This window comes from Bacillus cereus group sp. N6 (assembly GCF_016483705.1).
Taxonomy (GTDB): domain Bacteria; phylum Bacillota; class Bacilli; order Bacillales; family Bacillaceae_G; genus Bacillus_A; species Bacillus_A wiedmannii.
This window is the reverse complement of the sequence record NZ_JAEHBI010000025.1, coordinates 33,435-51,052: the sequence shown is the minus strand read 5'-3', so window position 1 is coordinate 51,052 and position 17,618 is coordinate 33,435. Positions and strand designations below refer to the sequence as shown.

Genomic DNA, 17,618 nt, shown 5'->3' with positions numbered 1-17,618 from the left:
TAGATGATATTCATGCGTTTGCACGCTTTTTTACACTATTTACGATTGTAAAGAAAACGCTACTAATATTCAAGGGCAAATTTGGCAAAATCATGATTTTACGATGAATCTATCTAGTATCTTTACCAATTATGGGAGCTGTATCCTTCATTATATCGCCAAAATTTATTCATCATTTGTATACATACTTAAAGAACAATATATGTCCAAAAAAAAAACTGCCAAAACAATTACGTCTCAGCAGTCTTCTTTAATCTATTATAGGCCTGTGTACATTGGGAATTTGCTCGTTAACGCTTCTACACGCTTACTTGCTTCTTCTAATGCAGCTTCATTTTCATGATTTTTTAATGTGTAAGCAATAAGTGACGCAATTTCATCCATTTCTTCTAAACCGAAACCACGAGATGTTACAGCTGCCGTACCGATACGTACACCGCTTGTTACAAATGGGCTTGCTGTTTCAAATGGAATTGTATTTTTGTTCACTGTAATACCAACTTCATCTAACACGTGCTCTGCTACTTTACCTGTGATTTCTAAGTTACGAACATCAATCAGGATTAAATGATTGTCTGTTCCACCAGAAACAAGTGTAAGTCCTTCTTTTTGAAGACCTTCAGCTAAGCGATTCGCATTATTAATGATATTTTGTGCATATGTTTTAAAATCATCTTGTAGTGTCTCACCAAATGCAACAGCTTTTGCAGCGATTACGTGCATAAGTGGACCACCTTGAATACCAGGGAAGATTGATTTATCAATTTGTTTTGCAAATTGCTCTTCACATAAAATCATACCACCACGTGGACCACGTAATGTTTTATGTGTTGTCGTTGTAACGAAATGTGCGTGTGGTACTGGGTTTGGATGTAAACCAGCAGCTACTAAACCAGCGATATGTGCCATATCAACCATAAAGTATGCACCCACTTCATCTGCAATCTCACGGAATCGTTTGAAATCGATAACACGAGGATATGCACTTGCACCTGCAACGATTAATTTTGGTTTATGTTCTTTCGCTTTTGCTAATACATCATCGTAATTAATACGGTGAGATTCAGCATCCACGCCATATTCTACGAAATTATATTGTACTCCACTGAAGTTAACAGGGCTTCCGTGTGTTAAGTGACCACCATGAGATAAATTCATACCAAGTACTGTATCGCCTTGCTCTAAAATCGTGAAGTATACTGCCATGTTCGCTTGTGCACCAGAATGCGGTTGAACATTTACATGCTCTGCGCCAAAAATTTCTTTCGCGCGATCACGTGCGATATCTTCCACTACGTCTACGTGCTCACAGCCACCATAGTAACGTTTTCCAGGATATCCCTCAGCATACTTATTTGTTAAAACAGAACCTTGCGCCTCCATTACTGCTTCACTTACGAAGTTTTCCGAAGCAATTAACTCAATCTTTGAACGCTGTCTTCCTAGTTCTGCCTCAATTGCAGCAAATACCTTTTCATCTTGACGTTTTAAATGATCCACCAAAATCCCCCTTTTCTGAACGAATTACATCGATTCCCAATAGTTTTTTCTCATTTATTCAGAAAAAACGAAAATTCAGGTTGTAATTCTTTCGAACCTTCATGTTTTCAACTACATTCTAACATGACTTTCTATATCATAAAAGAAAAAAAAGACCGAAAATCGGTCTTTTCTTTCTTCTATTATAAAGTCAGACTACATACCTTTTATCTTTCGATATAAAGCTATTATGCGACTTTATAATTTTTCATGTCTAACGGCAAGTTATAGTCTCTTCCTTCGCCGCATAAACAGCACGTGCTCCACCAATCAGTTTTCCACGTGTCGTTGCCATCGTTACATGCGCACTTCCAATTTCCTTCACACCTGTACGAACCGGAACAGCTACATGCTTTAAATGCATACCGATAAATGTATCACCAATATCCATTCCTGCATCTGCTTTAATAAACTCAATTACTACCGGATCTTTCAAATTGTGATACGCATATGTTGCTAATGCACCACCTGCTGATCTAACAGGCGTAACTGTTACAATTTCAAATTGATATTTCATCGCCAACTCTCTCTCAACTACTAAAGCACGGTTTAAATGCTCACAACATTGAAACGCCAACTCAATACCTGTTTGTTCTTGAAATTGTTTTAACTCAGAAAAAATCGCCTCTGCTACTTCCATCGTTCCTGATGTCCCAATTCTTTCTCCTAGCACTTCGCTCGTGCTACACCCCACTACAAAAATTTGACCACTTTGTAATGAAGCTTGTTCTTGGAAATCAGCAAGCGAAATTTGTAACTGTTCTCTTACCTTTACGATTTCTGTCATTACGCCTCTTCCTTTCACAGGTTGGTTCACCAAATTATATTTCATACTACTTCTAGTTAGAATCTATTACTTTGTTTCGTATGTTTTAATTTTTCCTACGCGGTTTTCGTGACGACCACCTTCATAGTCAGTTGTTAACCAAATTTTTGCGATGTCACGTGCTAGACCTGCACCAATTACACGCTCGCCCATTGCTAACATGTTCGTATCATTATGCTCTCTCGTTGCTTTCGCACTGAAAGTATCATGAACTAATGCACAACGAATACCATTTACTTTGTTTGCTGCAATTGACATACCGATGCCTGTCCCACAAACTAAAATACCACGATCTACCTCGCCATTCGCTACCATTTCCGCTGCTGGAAACGCAAAATCAGGGTAATCAACAGAACCAGCTTCACATTCACAACCTAAATCAATATATTCAATATTTAACTCTTCTAATAAACTTACAAGTTCTTTACGGATATTCATACCGCCGTGATCAGATGCTACTACTACTTTCATTTTTACCCCTCCAAAGTTTCAATCAATTATCTTCATTTCTCACTCGTTACCTTAACGGAACGAAGTAATCTCCAATATCGTATTATACACGAAACATCAACCTTCTGAATGTTTTTTCAGTAAAGTTTGTACAAGTTTTTCCATCTCTTCTAACGTTTCTTTATAAATAGAAAGTGAACCGCCAAATGGATCTGAAATATCCTTACTTATCCCCTTAGTTACTCCATATAATGTATCCACTTTCTTTTCAACACTCGGATAATGCCCAAGTACAATTTGCTTATGGTTTTCCGTCATTGTTACTACAATATCTGCCCAATCAATCAAAGCTTCATTTATCTGTTGCGAAGCATGATCGATTGTAATTCCCTTTTCAGCTAAAGCTTCCTTTGCATATATCGACGCATCACTTCCAGGATAGGCGAAAACACCAGCAGATTGCACTTCAAACTTCCCTTCTCCATGATGACGAAGTAACGCCTCAGCCATCGGGCTACGGCATGTATTTCCAGTGCAAATAAATAATACTCGTTCCATCCAAACCCACCCCTTTTCTTCTTTTTCCTATCTTTCATCATAACGTACATAAGAATAGAACAAAAGAAATGTGAATATACGAAAGGCGCATTTCTCTTATATTTTTTCTAAGAAAAATGCGCCTTATCCACATATATGTGAAACCCTATTTCCAAGTGCCTAGAGTATTTTAACATACATAGCAAGCGTACTACAAAACAAAAGAAGGAATCCATTTCATACGAAACGGATTCCTCTTATACAATAATTATTTCATTGTAACTTTCATTACTTCTGTTGAACCTTTTGTAGCTGTTACGCCTACAGTTGTTTTAATAGACTCAGCTGCATCTGTGTTTGTAATAACGATTGGAGTAATTGTACTTTTCGCTTTTTCACGGATTAATTCTAAGTCGAATGAGATTAATTTATCTCCAGCCTTTACAGCTTGGCCTTCAGAAACGTGAGCTTCGAAACCTTCGCCTTCCATTTTTACAGTTTCTAATCCAACGTGGATTAAAATTTCTGTACCGTTTTTCGCTTTAATTCCTACAGCATGTTTTGTGTGGAATAATTGTACGATTTCACCATCAACTGGAGATACAACTACACCTTCAGTAGGATCGATTGCAACGCCTTCACCCATCATACGACCAGCGAATACTGGATCTGGTACTTCTTCAATATTTTTCACTGCTCCAGTTAATGGAGCTACGATTGTTTCTTCATTTGTTTTTGAACCAAAACCGAATAATTTTTTAAACATAGGATAGTCCTCCTCATAATTTACCTAAAAGTTTATAGGGCAATCCCTAGTAAAACTCGGGATACATGTAAGACTTCATACTTCGAATATTATACTGTAAAAACGCTTTCGAAATAAATTACGTCATTACTAATAGACTCTTATTGTAGCTCTTTGCAAAATTCCAGTCAATTCTGATTGTCTGAATAACAATAAGAAGTTAACTTCTACTTATATTTTCTCTTTTTTTACCCAACTTGTCTAGAGGTCTTTACTACATTTTGCTTTTTGTCGCTAATTTGTAAAATTATTTTCAAACTTTTTTCGAAATCCACTTGACTAAAGTAAGTAACTATTTTATTATTACTTACATAAGGTAAGTTAATAACTTTTAGGAGGTTTTTTGAAATGATGGATGTCGGTCTTCTTATTATTCGTCTTATTATAGGTATTACATTCATGGGTCATGGTGCTCAAAAACTATTTGGTTGGTTCGGCGGTTACGGTTTAAAAGGAACAGGCGGCTGGATGGAGTCAATCGGTTTACGTCCTGGTGTATTCATGGCATTTATGGCTGGCGCAACTGAATTATTAGGTGGCTTCTTATTCGCATCAGGTATTTTCACTGCAATTGGTTCATTATTTATCGTTGGAACAATGTTAATGGCAATCTTCACTGTTCACGGAAAAAATGGTTACTGGGTAACACAAAACGGATATGAATACAATTTAATGTTAATCGCTGTTGCTGTCGGAGTAGCTTTAATCGGACCTGGGGCATACGTTTTATTATAATTTTTATCTTGAATTCGAGATTATTTAGACGGAACTTACTTCAATCACAATGAAGTAAGTTCTTTTTATGTAATAAAAATATTATTTTCAGCAGGAGTTTTCCACTAACATCTTGTAAACAAACAATAAGTCGTCATATTTAGAAAGGGGATTTTACGCATGTTATCCATTAATCCAAATGAACAAACGGAAAAAGAGAATTACAAATTATTAACGGGAAGTATCATTCCACGCCCTGTCGCATTCGTTACTTCTGTAACAAAAGACGGCGTATTAAACGGAGCACCGTATAGCTATTTCAATATTGTCGCTGCTAATCCACCACTTATCTCAGTTTCTGTACAACGAAAAGCAGGAACACCGAAAGATACTTCTCGAAACGCAATCGAAAAGGGTGAGTTTGTCGTACATATTTCTGATGAATCTTACGTAGAAGCAATTAACGAAACAGCGGCTAACCTCCCGCCAAATGAAAGCGAAATTGAACTAGCAAAACTAACACCAATTGAAAGTGATGTTATCTCCGTTCCAGGTGTAAAAGAAGCAAATATTCGAATGGAATGCGTACTAGAACGCGCAATCCCTCTTGGCGGAACAGAAGACTCACCAGCTTGCGATTTACTAATCGGACGCGTCGTTCGTTTCCACGTCGCAGAACACCTATACGAAAATGGACGTATTCACGCAGAAGGACTAAAACCAGTAAGCCGTCTAGCAGGACACAACTACGCAAAACTAGGAGAACAATTTGAATTGGTAAGGCCTATCTAAAAGTGGAAGTGGCCCGCTTAGCTCTGACCAGCTAAGGTTCTCTCGCACAAAAGGTGCTTTTTACCTTTCGTGCGGGAGGTTCTTAGATGCGAAGAGCTAGTCGCTGGAACCGGATATATCTAAAAGCGGAGGCGGCTCGTTCAGAATCGCAGGACACTTCAAGCTCTCGACCTTGAAGCGCTTTTTGCTTCGAGCGAGAGAGCGAATGTAACTCAATTACTTCCATCACTCAAACATAAAATCCCCTGCTATTTAGCAAGGGATTTTATCATTGTAATTCTTCCTTTTTTTCCTCTAAAGTAGATACTTTCTCTTTTTTCGGTTTCCCAAGCTTAATTACTAAGAAATATAGGGAAAGCAATGTAATAAGAAAAACGATTATAAACGGATACGGAGAATAAAAGGCACGCGCTGCCTCCGTTTTTCCCGCAACAAACTTCAATGACTCAATATCTAAAAACTCAGCAAACATTTGTACACCGAGCATACTAAACCAAAAAACAAAAAAACTAATAATAATACCAAAAACTTGCTTCAATCTCGTCATTCATCTCATCCTTTCTATATCTATAATTTTTTAGCGCAATCAGTATAGTATAAATAAAACTATGCACAGAAAGGAGCTATCTTACCATTCGCGAATTAACTTCATCCAACCTAAAATTGAAATTTGCAAAATAATACCCCAAATAACAAGCCGTCTTAACCACCTAGGGAAAAAAGTTAAAAATCGAATATGCCATTCCAATAATTTATTCATAACTCCCTCCTATTTAAAATTATATAGGAAAAAGGAGATATAATCCAAATCCAACGAGAATGATACCACCTACTATCTCGCCATATGTGCCGAGCATATCTTTTGCATGTCTACCAATTAATAAACCAATCCACGCTAATAACATACTAACAAATCCAAAAAGTAATATCGTAATAATTGTCTGCGCCCCGTAAATACCAAGACTAAGGCCTACTGAAAAACTATCTATACTAACGCCAAATGCAAATACGAATAAACTAATTCCAATAGGGGCCGTTCTAGTCTCTTCATTCTCCAAAATAGATGAATACACAATATAGAATCCTAGTCCAATTAATAAAATAGCACCTGCAAAATGTGCAACATCTCCATACTGCTCTGATAAAAAGCGACCTAATACCATCCCTATAAATGGCATGATAATATGAAATATCCCTATCGTCATACCGATATACAGGATTTGTCTTCCCTTTAAGGTCATCATTCCCATACCAAGACTCACCGAGAACGCATCCATCCCTAAGGCGAATGCCATAATTGTTAAAGGTAGTAGCTGTTCAAACGTCATTCATGTCCCTCCTCGGACGTGCTACTTCAAAATATGCTTATCCGAGGAGAAATATTCTGTTTGCTAATCGTACCTTATCATTCAGTAATAATTTGATGCCCTGCCGCTTTCGTTAAGCGATTCATAATGGCATTCCCTATTCCTTCATTCGGGAATGATTCACTAAAAATAACATCCACTTCACTTGCATCAAACGTTCTAAGTACATCATATAATTTAGTCGCAACGCTTGCTAAATCGCTTCGAACACCACAAGATAATACAACATCCGCGCTGTATACATGCTGATACTCTTCTGTCGTTAATACACCTACTTTGAACCCTTCTTCTTTCTTCTCATCCACAAGGCGTTGAATAAATTCACGTGAGCCTTCAACAATACTCAGTGGCGCTTTCGGTGCATAATGTGTATATTTCATTCCAGGTGATTTCGGTTTTTCTTTCTCGTCCTTTAAAGCCGGATCTAAAGAAACCGTACCAATCACTGCTTCTAATTGTTCTTTCGTAATCCCACCTGGGCGTAATATCGTTGGAACTTCGCTCGTACAATCAATTACAGTCGATTCAACACCTACTCCCGTCGCACCACCATCTACAATACCTGCGATTTTCTCATTTAAATCTTCATATACATGAGACGCTAACGTCGGACTTGGACGACCAGAACGATTCGCACTCGGTGCTGCAACAGGTACATTTGCCTCTTCAATAAGAGCGAGCGCTACTGGATGATCAGGCATTCTTACCCCAACCGTATTAAGTCCTGCCGTCACCTTCTCTGAAATCCCTTCTTTTCTAGGTAAAATAATTGTTAACGGGCCTGGCCAAAAATGCTCCATTAACTTCTCTGCAACTGGCGGGATTTCTTTCACAATCCCATCTAACTGAGACTTTGTACCGATGTGGACAATAAGTGGATTATCACTCGGTCTTCCTTTCGCTTCAAAAATTTTCGCGATTGCTTCATCATTCATTGCGTTTGCGCCTAGTCCATATACCGTTTCTGTAGGGAAGGCAATCGCCTCGTTTTCCCTTAATAATTTTGCTGCTTCTTGTAACTGTGGATAATATTTTTTTCTTTCCACAACATTATCCACAACCCACATATTTGTATGCATTTTTTCACACGTCCTTTTCTACCCTGAAATACTTGTCTATTTTTAGTTTACTATGAGATTTATCCAAAAGACAAACAAGGTTTATCCACAAAATGTGGATAAACCTAATTAATCCGTGGATAACTTTGTGAATAGCTGACAATTTAGTATTATTGCATTTGGCTCTTTTATATTTTTACAAAAGTGTTCTAACTGTCGAATTCCCTCTGGTACGTTTTCTTTCTCTATAGTAACAAAGTCAAAAAACTGAAAGATTGTTATAGATTGTGGATGATTTGTTAGTAAGTACAATTGTCGAATATTTTTTTCGTTCATATACTGCAAAAACATTTCAAAAAAATATAAGAAAGTCTGTTTATCCACATTAGGTGTGAATAAACAAGAACGAATCAGTGCGTGTTCTTCACTTTGTTCATATCCGATGACAGCCCGTATTTCTTCCGCCTCTTCCAAAATCATAAATTGCGCGTACAACTCATTTATTTTATCATCTTTTTTATTAGCTTGTCCGAAAAAAGAATGCAATCTTTCCACATCTGCTTTCGTCGCAAAATATACCTTCTTCATAGTAAATCCCTCCTCTTTTTTATATATGAGAAGGGATTTACTAATAGTACTATTTAGAGAATAAAGATGTAAAAGCTTCTACAATAAATAACTTAACTTCTGGCTTTTCTTCTTCCTCCTCTACTTTTACATACTCATTTTGTTTTTCTTGCTTTTGTTCCACAGGTTTCTCCACTTTTTCCACAGTTTTTGTTTCTTCTTTACTTACAGGTTGTTCTTCTACTTTCGTTTCATTTTTTACTATTTTCTTTTCAGAAGCTGTTACTTTTTTTGCGACTTCCTGCTTTACAGCTTTCTTTTCTTTCACCTCATCCTCTTTTTTCTCTTCTGTATTTACTACTTCTTCATCATCTATTTGTTTTACTTGCTCCTCTTCAGGAGATTCAGCCTTCACAACATGTTCTTCTTTCCTTACAGCTGTACCACTTGAAAAATCTAAGAAACACATCGGTGGAAATAATACACACCACCAGTTTGCCCCTTCACCTTCCCCAATTGTAATCAATACCGCCTCATATTCCCCTGCTGGATAAATAAAATTACCATATACCTTTGTAGGGAACTTTACATTCTTACTAAATTTCACTTGAAATGAATCTTTACTTCCTTCTTTTTTCAACGTATTTGCCACTGTTTTTTCGATTTCTGGAATATGACTTTGAATGACTTTACGTGCCTCTTCAAATGAAGTTAAATCTGCTACCCATCCATCAATTTGTGCTTTTACTTCATCACGCACTTTGCGCTTTAAAGCCTGATCTTTATCTGAATCACTATTTGCTAAAATCCGTAATCGAACGGCCTCTTTCGGAATAACTGAAGGCCCTTTCGCATCAGCTTTCATATATCCAAACTGCACAAGCAACTGTGCACCAATTAATAATAGAAGAAGATAAGCAATAACTTGTTTTTTCATTTCCTCCACCGTCCCTTCTACAAACAGTGTGGACAGACTTTCATCTTTCTAAACTATTAAATTCAAAATCTATATAAATTTTTCCACAAAAAAATAGAGTAAGGTGTGAACCTTACTCCATCTCTGCAAATACCATACGATCTTTTCCATTAATATCAAAAACAACCTCAACATGAGCATGTGGAAAAGCTTGTTGTAACAACCCTTTTACATCCTCGCCTTGCCCTACTCCAATTTCAAATGCCACAATTGCTTTCTTCTGCAACACATTCGGCAACTCTTCCATAAAACGGCGATAGAAATCTAATCCGTCTTCACCGCCAACAAGTGCTCTCTTTGGCTCATGCTCTTTCACCACAGGAGAAAGGCCACGCCAATCCTCTTCCGGTATATATGGAGGGTTTGAAACAACAACATCTAACTTTTGACCTGTTTTATAAAATGGTGACAATAAATCACCATGATAGAACGTTACTTCTGCGCCTAAAGTTTTTGCATTTTCTTTTGCAACTTCAATCGACTCTTGTGCAATATCTACCGTATACACATGAAGATTTTTATTTTCTAAAGCAAGCGTAATAGAAATCGCTCCACTACCTGTACCAATGTCCGCCACATGTAATTTCTCATCGCCAAAATGACGCTCGATTCTTTCTAACACTCCCACTATAAGCTCTTCTGTTTCCGGTCTGGGTATTAATACTTCTTCATTCACAAAGAACGACCGTCCATAAAACATTTCATAACCAATCATATATTGAATAGGAATACCTTCTACATGCTTGTGAATAAACTCCGTAAAACTTGTTTCTTGTTCCACAGTTATTTCTTCACGCATATTCATGAGCATTCCGGTTCTGTTCGTCTTTAATACATGACAAAGGACAAGTTCTCCCGCATTTTCATCTCGTCCATTTTCCTGTAAAAAAGAAGAAGCCCATTTCAGGGCTTCATAGACACGCATTACTCAGCTGCCTCCATCTTTTGAGCCTGATCTTCCATCACTAAGGCATTGATGAAATCATCTAACTTACCTTGTAAGATTTGATCTAGCTTTTGAATCGTTAAACCGATTCGATGGTCTGTAACGCGGTTTTGCGGGAAATTATACGTACGAATACGCTCTGAACGATCACCCGTACCAACAGCTTGTTTACGGTTTTGATCATACTCAGCTTGCGCTTCTTGTCTAAACTTATCATAAACACGTGCGCGTAATACTTTCATCGCTTTTTCTTTATTCTTGATTTGTGATTTCTCATCCTGACACGATACAACTACACCAGTCGGTAAATGCGTTAAACGTACCGCTGACATCGTTGTATTAACACTTTGTCCACCAGGACCACTAGAAGCAAACGTATCAACACGAACATCTTTTTCATGAATACTAATTTCTACTTCTTCTGCCTCTGGTAATACAGCTACAGTTGCTGTAGATGTATGAATACGTCCACCAGATTCCGTTTCAGGAACACGTTGTACACGGTGAGCACCATTCTCGAATTTCAGCTTCGCGAACGCACCTTTACCGTTAATCATAAAGATAATCTCTTTATATCCACCTAACTCTGTATAGCTCGCTTCGATAATTTCAGTTTTCCAACCTTGTACCTCAGCATAACGGCTATACATACGATATAAATCACCAGCAAATAAAGCGGCCTCGTCACCACCAGCAGCACCACGAACCTCAACGATAACGTTTTTATCATCATTAGGGTCTTTTGGAACAAGTAAAATTTTCAGACGCTCTGATAATTCTTTATCTTGCCCTTCTAATTCAGAAACCTCTTCTTTTACCATGTCACGCATATCAGCGTCTAACTTATCTTCTAACATTGCTTTTGCATCTCTTAATTGCTCACGAACATCTTTATACTCACGGTACACCTCTACCGTTTCCTGCATATCAGATTGTTCCTTTGAATACTCACGAAGCTTATTCGTATCGCTAATAACCTCTGGATCACTTAACAATTCATTTAACTTCTCATAACGATCTTCTACAGCCTGCAAACGATCTAACACACCATTCACCTCTACATCCTAGTATCTAATACAAATAGTATATGGTACTTAATCAAAAAAACGCAAATTATATTTAAAAGCGCAAGCGGCTCGCTCAGAATCGCAGGACATTGGAACTCTCGACCTTGAAGCGCTCTTTGCTTCGAGCGAGAGAGTGAAATGACCGGAGATTCTAGCCGCTGGAGCTAGATAATATTTAAAAGCGTAAGCGGCTTGCTCAGAATCGCAGGACATTGGAACTCTCGACCTTGAAGCGCTCTTTGCTTCGAGCGAGAGAGTGAAATGGCCGGAGATTCTAGCCGCTGGAGCTAGATAATATTTAAAAGCGCAAGCGGCTCACTCAGCTCTGACTGCCTAAAGTTCTTAGCTGTACGAAGAGCCGGCCACCAATCTTCATCTATTTTCGAAAAAAACCCGCTCTACATAGCGAGTTTCATTTATCTTTGTTTTGTAGGTACTGCATGACAATGACGACAACGTGGTTCATACGATTCTGAAGCCCCAACTAAAATAATTGGATCATCAAATGCCGCTGGTTCTCCATCGATTAAACGTTGCGTACGACTTGCAGGAGATCCGCATGCAGAACACACTGCCTGCAACTTAGTTACATGTTCAGCAATCGCCATCAGCTGAGGAACTTGTCCAAATGGTAGACCACGGAAATCTTGGTCTAATCCAGCTACAATGACACGATAGCCACGATTTGCCAATACTTGCACCACTTCCACAATGTCCCCATCAAAAAATTGTACCTCATCGATTGCAATAACATCCATTTCTTCTGCTACATGGTTAAATATATCTTTTGAAGCTGAAACAGGAACTGCTTTAACCTTTAATCCATTATGTGATACAACATCTTCTTCACTATAACGATTATCAATACATGGTTTAAATACAATCGCATGTTGTTTCGCAAATTGCGTACGTCGTATACGGCGGATGAGCTCTTCTGATTTTCCAGAAAACATACTCCCGCAAATCACTTCAATCCAACCATTTTGATTCATTAAGTACATTGAGCTCTCCTTTCATCTACTTTCCTAATCCAAAGTAGGGTAAAGGTTTAATATTTTTGCAAAAAAAACAGACAAGCGAATACATACACTTGCCTGTTTTATGTTCTTTATTACTTGATACCGTATTTCTTATTGAAGCGGTCAACACGTCCGTCTGCAGTAGCAAACTTCTGACGTCCAGTGTAGAATGGGTGAGAATCAGAACTGATCTCAATTTTTAGTAATGGATAAGTGTTACCATCTTCCCACTCAACAGTTTCGCTAGAGCCTTTAGTAGACCCGCTTAAGAATTTGAAGCCTGTGTTCGTGTCCATAAATACAACTTTATTGTAATTTGGATGGATTCCTGCTTTCATTCTTTTCATCTCCTTCCGCCCTGAATCATTTTCGAAACAGAGTTTTTCATCTTCAGCTGCTTGCACAACTATATTGATGAAACACATATGATGAAATTATAACAAGGCTAACTCCATTTTGCAACTACCTGTTTTTGTCTTTTTAAAATTTAAAAGCGCAACCGGCTCGTTCAGAATCGCAGGACATTGGAGCTCTCGACCAAGAAGCGCTTTTTGCTTCGACCGAGAGAGCGAAATGGCCGGAGATTCTAGCCGCTGGAGCTGGATATAATTAAAAGCGCAACCGGCTCGTTCAGAATGGGAGGGGGATGGAGCTTCTGACGTAGAGGCGCTTTTTGCCTCGTAGGAAGAAGTGAAGCCACCGACCATTCTAGCTGCTGAAGCTGGATATAATTAAAAGCGCAAGCGGCTCGTTCAGAATCCAGGACACTTCAAACTCTCGACCCAAATATAATTTTCATCTCAAAAAATAAAATTTTTCCCATATATTACTCTCTCTAATATTCCCTTAAAAAACATAAAAAACTCGCTTACCACAAAATAAGCGAGTCCCAATCTTTTCCCTTTACTTAGTTGTTACATATCTTTTTGAGTCTGCAACAATGTTTTGTAAAAATTCTTCATTTGTCTTTGTTTGACGAAGTTTACGTAAGAAACCTTCGACAAAGTCTGGTGTATCACGCATTGTTTTACGAATACCCCATAGCTTGTCTAAATGTTCTTTCGGAATTAATAGATCTTCTTTACGTGTACCAGAACGGCGAATATCAATTGCCGGGAAGATACGACGCTCAGCTAATGAACGATCTAAGTGAAGTTCCATATTTCCAGTTCCTTTAAATTCTTCGTAAATTACATCGTCCATACGAGATCCTGTATCAACAAGCGCTGTTGCTAAAATCGTTAAGCTACCGCCTTCTTCAATATTACGTGCAGCTCCAAAGAAACGCTTCGGTCTATGGAAGGCAGCTGGGTCGATACCACCCGATAATGTTCTACCACTTGGCGGAATAACAAGGTTGTAAGCTCGCGCTAAACGGGTAATACTATCCATTAAAATGATAACATCTTTTTTGTGCTCTACAAGACGCATTGCACGTTCTAACACAAGTTCCGCTACTTTAATATGATTTTCTGGCACTTCATCAAAAGTAGAGCTTACAACATCTCCTTTAACAGAACGTTCAATGTCTGTTACTTCCTCTGGACGCTCATCAATTAAAAGTACAATTAATTCAGCTTCCGGGTGATTTGTTGTAACACTGTGTGCGATTTCTTTTAATAGACTTGTTTTACCAGCCTTTGGAGGCGCGACAATTAAACCACGTTGTCCAAATCCAACTGGTGCGATTAAATCCATGATGCGTGTCGGTAACTTTTTCGGTTCCGTTTCCAATTTCATTTGGCGATCTGGGTATAATGGTGTTAATGCAGGGAAATGCACACGCTCTTTTGCTGACTCTGGATCATCTCCGTTTACAGCTTCAACTTGTAATAATCCAAAATAGCGTTCATTTTCTTTCGGAGGTCGTACTTTACCAGAAACCTTGTCTCCATTACGTAAATCGAAACGACGAATTTGCGAAGCTGAGATATAAATATCTTCTGAGCTTGGAGAATAGTTGATAGGACGTAGGAATCCAAATCCTTCTGATTGAATAATTTCTAATACGCCTTCCATGAAGAAGAAACCTTCTTTTTCTGCTCGAGCTTTTAGGATAGCGAAGATTAACTCTTTTTTCGTTAATTTACTATAATACGAAATCTTAAATTCTTTCGCAAGCTCGTATAACTCTTTTAATTTCATGTTTTCTAATGCTGCAATTGACAAATTCATTCAGACACCACACTTTAACGTTATTCTCTTTTCACATGGGTAAAGGGAAAAAATACGGAAGGCAAATAATTAATAATGAAAGGCAATAAGTTCAAGTAGGGTAATATTCACTATTGTAACCCTTTTATCTAGTTTTAATCAATACGTTGAAACACAAATACAAGAAGCGAAGACAAGAAAATTTGTCTTCGCTTTTATTTAACCTAGTTCCAGTAGCTAGTATGGTCAGGAGCTACAATGCCCTGCGATTCTGAACGAGCCGCTTACGCCTTTTACTCAATCCAGTTCCAGCGGCTAGAATCTCCAGTCATTTCACTCTCTCGCTCGAAGCAAAAAGCGCTTCAAGGTCGAGAGTTCCAATGCCCTGCGATTCTGAACGAGCCGCTTGCACTTTTTATTTAATAACCAAGTTTGGTTTTTTATTCAAGCTATGACGTCCGTCTACGAAGCGTACTGTGCCTGATTTTGCACGCATAACAAGGGATTGTGTTGTTCCTACGCTACCTTTAAATTGAACGCCGCGTAATAGTTCTCCGTCTGTTACGCCTGTTGCCGCAAAGATTGCATCGTCACCTTTTACTAAGTCTTCCATGCGAAGGATACGATTTATATCTTCAATACCCATTTTTTTACAACGAGCTAATTCAGCTTCATTTTGAGGCAGAAGCTTTCCGTGGATTTCTCCACCTAAACATTTTAATGCAACTGCTGCTAATACACCCTCAGGTGCTCCACCAGAGCCGAATAAAATATCTACACCTGTGCGATCAAATGCAGTGTTAATTGCTCCAGCCACATCGCCATCGTTAATTAATTTAATACGAGCACCAGCTTTACGAATTTCTTCGATAATCGCTTGATGACGTGGACGGTTTAAAACTGTCGCTACAACATCTTCAATATCTTTATTTTTCGCTTTCGCAACCGCACGTAAGTTATCGATAATAGGCGCATCAATATCGACCGCCCCAACCGCTTCTGGGCCAACCGCGATTTTATCCATGTACATGTCAGGAGCATGTAACAAATTACCATGATCTGCAATTGCAATAACAGCAAGAGCATTCCATCCACCAGCTGCTACGATGTTTGTCCCTTCTAAAGGATCAACCGCAACGTCTACACGTGGTCCATATCCTGTACCTAATTTCTCTCCGATATACAGCATTGGTGCTTCGTCCATCTCGCCTTCACCAATTACAACTGTACCTTTCATCGGGATTGTATCAAATACATCACGCATAGCTGATGTTGCTGCACCGTCTGCCTCATCCTTTTTCCCGCGCCCCATCCAACGCGCTGATGATAATGCTGCAGCCTCTGTTACACGTACTAACTCCATAGATAAACTTCTTTCCACGATAATCCCTCTCCTTTAAGTCTTTATATTTCTGCCGTATTTTGTGAACCGTGTTTCTCTACAAAGTATACTTCCGCAAGTAGTGATGCTTCGCTTCCCCCTTGCGGAAGTATCACTTATGCGTTCTTCATCTCTTCAATTTCTTGGCTTGTCATTTGTTCTCGCCAAATATTTGCGCCAAGACCTTTAAGCTTGTCTACTATATTTTCATAACCTCGATCAATATGCTCAAGTCCGGTTACTTCTGTAATTCCATCCGCCATTAACCCTGCAATAACAAGAGCCGCTCCAGCTCGCAAATCACTTGCTTTCACTTTTGCACCTTGCAATAAAACAGGACCAGTTACAATTGCCGAACGACCTTCCACTTTAATTTGTGCATTCATACGACGTAATTCATCAATGTGTTTAAAGCGTGCGCCGTAAATCGTATCCGTTACAACACCCGTTCCGTGCGCCTTTGTTAAAAGCGTTGTAAATGGTTGTTGTAAATCTGTTGGGAATCCTGGATATACAAGCGTTTTTATATCAACTACTTTTAACCTTCTATTACCGTTCACTGTAATTTGGTCATCGTTCGTTTCAACTTGGACACCAGCTTCTCTTAACTTCGCTGTAACTGACTCTAAATGCTGAGGAATCACATTATCAACCGTTATTTCTCCTCCTGATGCAGCTCCTAAAATCATATACGTACCCGCTTCAATACGATCCGGAATGATCGTATGGTGACAACCGTGCAGTGAATCCACACCATCAATTCGGATTACATCTGTGCCCGCACCTTTAATGCGTGCACCCATGCTTGTTAACAATGTAGCTACATCAATAATCTCTGGTTCTTTCGCTGCGTTTTCAATAACAGTTCTACCTTTCGCTCGCACAGCTGCTAGCATAATATTAATTGTAGCTCCTACACTAACAACATCTAAATAAATACGTGCCCCGCGCAATTCATCTGCTCTTAAATAAATCGCACCCTGTTCATTCGTAACATGTGCACCTAACGCTTCAAATCCTTTAATATGCTGATCAATAGGCCTCGGTCCTAAATGACATCCACCTGGAAGCCCAATAACAGCTTTTTTAAAACGGCCAAGCATCGCACCCATTAAATAATAAGAAGCACGCAATTTTTTCACTTTTCCATTCGGTAAAGGCATTGCAACCATGTTAGAAGGATCGACTATCATCTCTTCCTCCTGTCCATAAGCTACTCTTCCTCCAATTTCCTCTAGCAAGTCTCCTAACATTTTCACGTCCGAAATATTAGGGACACCACCAATAGTTACTGGAGTATCTGCTAAAATTGTCGCTGGAATTAGTGCAACGGCGCTGTTCTTTGCACCACTCACTCGAATTGTTCCATTTAAAGCTCTTCCGCCTTCAATTAGCAATTTTTCCATATTGAGCTCCCTTC

The 17,618-nt window shown here is 38.7% G+C and carries 20 protein-coding genes; 2 read left to right on the top strand and 18 right to left on the bottom strand.

Translation table 11 applies throughout. From position 1 onward, the window contains the following. Positions 1-258 precede the first annotated feature (258 nt). The 5 genes from glyA to JDS99_RS17825 all read right to left on the bottom strand — a co-directional run bounded on the left by glyA (position 259) and on the right by JDS99_RS17825 (position 4,118). On the bottom strand, positions 259-1,500 hold the full coding sequence (gene glyA, locus JDS99_RS17845; RefSeq protein ID WP_141555617.1) for a serine hydroxymethyltransferase: 1,242 nt from the start codon (positions 1,498-1,500) through the stop codon (positions 259-261). 253 nt (positions 1,501-1,753) lie between these two features. Beyond that, entirely contained in the window at positions 1,754-2,371 is a 618-nt protein-coding gene (locus JDS99_RS17840; RefSeq protein ID WP_095205689.1) for a TIGR01440 family protein, read from the bottom strand. A 21-nt stretch (positions 2,372-2,392) separates the two neighbouring features. Beyond that, a complete protein-coding gene (rpiB, locus tag JDS99_RS17835; protein ID WP_000869917.1) occupies positions 2,393-2,836 on the bottom strand; it encodes a ribose 5-phosphate isomerase B in 444 nt (147 codons plus the stop codon). Positions 2,837-2,932: 96 nt separating this feature from the next. After that, on the bottom strand, positions 2,933-3,373 hold the full coding sequence (locus JDS99_RS17830; RefSeq protein WP_149212935.1) for a low molecular weight protein arginine phosphatase: 441 nt from the start codon (positions 3,371-3,373) through the stop codon (positions 2,933-2,935). A 247-nt stretch (positions 3,374-3,620) separates the two neighbouring features. After that, positions 3,621-4,118: a PTS sugar transporter subunit IIA gene (locus JDS99_RS17825; RefSeq protein WP_000473649.1), complete on the bottom strand. Its 498-nt coding sequence runs from the start codon at positions 4,116-4,118 to the stop codon at positions 3,621-3,623. 387 nt (positions 4,119-4,505) lie between these two features. On the opposite strand from JDS99_RS17825, the gene JDS99_RS17820 reads away from it, so the two are divergent. Then, positions 4,506-4,892, top strand: a complete 387-nt coding sequence (locus JDS99_RS17820) for a DoxX family protein (RefSeq protein ID WP_088608234.1) — start codon at positions 4,506-4,508, stop codon at positions 4,890-4,892. 159 nt (positions 4,893-5,051) lie between these two features. After that, entirely contained in the window at positions 5,052-5,663 is a 612-nt protein-coding gene (locus JDS99_RS17815) for a flavin reductase family protein (protein WP_073517195.1), read from the top strand. A 268-nt stretch (positions 5,664-5,931) separates the two neighbouring features. On the opposite strand, the gene JDS99_RS17810 is transcribed toward JDS99_RS17815, so the two are convergent. The 13 genes from JDS99_RS17810 to murA all read right to left on the bottom strand — a co-directional run bounded on the left by JDS99_RS17810 (position 5,932) and on the right by murA (position 17,604). Beyond that, positions 5,932-6,210 carry a DUF3935 domain-containing protein gene (locus JDS99_RS17810; protein ID WP_048542692.1) on the bottom strand — a complete coding sequence of 93 codons (279 nt, stop codon included), beginning with the start codon at positions 6,208-6,210 and terminating at the stop codon, positions 5,932-5,934. Between the two features lie 81 nt (positions 6,211-6,291). Beyond that, positions 6,292-6,423 carry a hypothetical protein gene (locus tag JDS99_RS32390; protein WP_255294017.1) on the bottom strand — a complete coding sequence of 44 codons (132 nt, stop codon included), beginning with the start codon at positions 6,421-6,423 and terminating at the stop codon, positions 6,292-6,294. Between the two features lie 19 nt (positions 6,424-6,442). Further along, a complete protein-coding gene (locus JDS99_RS17805; RefSeq protein ID WP_098857516.1) occupies positions 6,443-6,991 on the bottom strand; it encodes a manganese efflux pump MntP in 549 nt (182 codons plus the stop codon). Between the two features lie 77 nt (positions 6,992-7,068). Beyond that, positions 7,069-8,109: an L-threonylcarbamoyladenylate synthase gene (locus JDS99_RS17800; RefSeq protein WP_073517198.1), complete on the bottom strand. Its 1,041-nt coding sequence runs from the start codon at positions 8,107-8,109 to the stop codon at positions 7,069-7,071. Positions 8,110-8,217: 108 nt separating this feature from the next. Beyond that, the gene (locus JDS99_RS17795; protein ID WP_000758432.1) at positions 8,218-8,676 is read right to left on the bottom strand and encodes a GNAT family N-acetyltransferase; all 459 of its coding nucleotides are present in this window, start codon (positions 8,674-8,676) and stop codon (positions 8,218-8,220) included. Positions 8,677-8,725: 49 nt separating this feature from the next. Beyond that, on the bottom strand, positions 8,726-9,592 hold the full coding sequence (spoIIR, locus tag JDS99_RS17790) for a stage II sporulation protein R (RefSeq protein ID WP_098857520.1): 867 nt from the start codon (positions 9,590-9,592) through the stop codon (positions 8,726-8,728). A 112-nt stretch (positions 9,593-9,704) separates the two neighbouring features. Next, the gene (gene prmC, locus JDS99_RS17785) at positions 9,705-10,556 is read right to left on the bottom strand and encodes a peptide chain release factor N(5)-glutamine methyltransferase (RefSeq protein ID WP_048542701.1); all 852 of its coding nucleotides are present in this window, start codon (positions 10,554-10,556) and stop codon (positions 9,705-9,707) included. Then, positions 10,556-11,623: a peptide chain release factor 1 gene (gene prfA, locus JDS99_RS17780; RefSeq protein WP_002096180.1), complete on the bottom strand. Its 1,068-nt coding sequence runs from the start codon at positions 11,621-11,623 to the stop codon at positions 10,556-10,558. Before prfA ends, prmC begins: the two co-directional genes overlap by 1 nt. Positions 11,624-12,060: 437 nt before the next feature. Continuing rightward, complete coding sequence (locus tag JDS99_RS17775; RefSeq protein WP_000281084.1) at positions 12,061-12,645, bottom strand: thymidine kinase; 585 nt, start codon at positions 12,643-12,645, stop codon at positions 12,061-12,063. Between the two features lie 110 nt (positions 12,646-12,755). After that, positions 12,756-13,001 carry a type B 50S ribosomal protein L31 gene (locus JDS99_RS17770; RefSeq protein ID WP_000643447.1) on the bottom strand — a complete coding sequence of 82 codons (246 nt, stop codon included), beginning with the start codon at positions 12,999-13,001 and terminating at the stop codon, positions 12,756-12,758. A 565-nt stretch (positions 13,002-13,566) separates the two neighbouring features. Next, positions 13,567-14,838, bottom strand: a complete 1,272-nt coding sequence (gene rho, locus JDS99_RS17765; protein ID WP_001053898.1) for a transcription termination factor Rho — start codon at positions 14,836-14,838, stop codon at positions 13,567-13,569. A 394-nt stretch (positions 14,839-15,232) separates the two neighbouring features. Next, the gene (gene glpX / locus JDS99_RS17760) at positions 15,233-16,198 is read right to left on the bottom strand and encodes a class II fructose-bisphosphatase (protein WP_000442336.1); all 966 of its coding nucleotides are present in this window, start codon (positions 16,196-16,198) and stop codon (positions 15,233-15,235) included. A gap of 116 nt (positions 16,199-16,314) precedes the next feature. Continuing rightward, on the bottom strand, positions 16,315-17,604 hold the full coding sequence (murA, locus tag JDS99_RS17755) for a UDP-N-acetylglucosamine 1-carboxyvinyltransferase (protein WP_000413258.1): 1,290 nt from the start codon (positions 17,602-17,604) through the stop codon (positions 16,315-16,317). Between the last annotated feature and the right edge of the window lie 14 nt (positions 17,605-17,618).

Coding starts and splice junctions, on each gene's coding strand:
- JDS99_RS17825 (WP_000473649.1), bottom strand. CDS start 4,118: ATGTTTAAAAAATTATTCGGTTTTGGTTCAAAAACAAATGAAGAAACA.
- JDS99_RS17815 (WP_073517195.1), top strand. CDS start 5,052: ATGTTATCCATTAATCCAAATGAACAAACGGAAAAAGAGAATTACAAA.
- JDS99_RS32390 (WP_255294017.1), bottom strand. CDS start 6,423: ATGAATAAATTATTGGAATGGCATATTCGATTTTTAACTTTTTTCCCT.
- JDS99_RS17770 (WP_000643447.1), bottom strand. CDS start 13,001: ATGAAAGCAGGAATCCATCCAAATTACAATAAAGTTGTATTTATGGAC.
- murA (WP_000413258.1), bottom strand. CDS start 17,604: ATGGAAAAATTGCTAATTGAAGGCGGAAGAGCTTTAAATGGAACAATT.
- JDS99_RS17805 (WP_098857516.1), bottom strand. CDS start 6,991: ATGACGTTTGAACAGCTACTACCTTTAACAATTATGGCATTCGCCTTA.
- rpiB (WP_000869917.1), bottom strand. CDS start 2,836: ATGAAAGTAGTAGTAGCATCTGATCACGGCGGTATGAATATCCGTAAA.
- JDS99_RS17800 (WP_073517198.1), bottom strand. CDS start 8,109: ATGCATACAAATATGTGGGTTGTGGATAATGTTGTGGAAAGAAAAAAA.
- JDS99_RS17810 (WP_048542692.1), bottom strand. CDS start 6,210: ATGACGAGATTGAAGCAAGTTTTTGGTATTATTATTAGTTTTTTTGTT.
- spoIIR (WP_098857520.1), bottom strand. CDS start 9,592: ATGAAAAAACAAGTTATTGCTTATCTTCTTCTATTATTAATTGGTGCA.
- JDS99_RS17830 (WP_149212935.1), bottom strand. CDS start 3,373: ATGGAACGAGTATTATTTATTTGCACTGGAAATACATGCCGTAGCCCG.
- prmC (WP_048542701.1), bottom strand. CDS start 10,556: ATGCGTGTCTATGAAGCCCTGAAATGGGCTTCTTCTTTTTTACAGGAA.
- JDS99_RS17795 (WP_000758432.1), bottom strand. CDS start 8,676: ATGAAGAAGGTATATTTTGCGACGAAAGCAGATGTGGAAAGATTGCAT.
- rho (WP_001053898.1), bottom strand. CDS start 14,838: ATGAATTTGTCAATTGCAGCATTAGAAAACATGAAATTAAAAGAGTTA.
- JDS99_RS17775 (WP_000281084.1), bottom strand. CDS start 12,645: ATGTACTTAATGAATCAAAATGGTTGGATTGAAGTGATTTGCGGGAGT.
- JDS99_RS17840 (WP_095205689.1), bottom strand. CDS start 2,371: ATGAAATATAATTTGGTGAACCAACCTGTGAAAGGAAGAGGCGTAATG.
- JDS99_RS17820 (WP_088608234.1), top strand. CDS start 4,506: ATGATGGATGTCGGTCTTCTTATTATTCGTCTTATTATAGGTATTACA.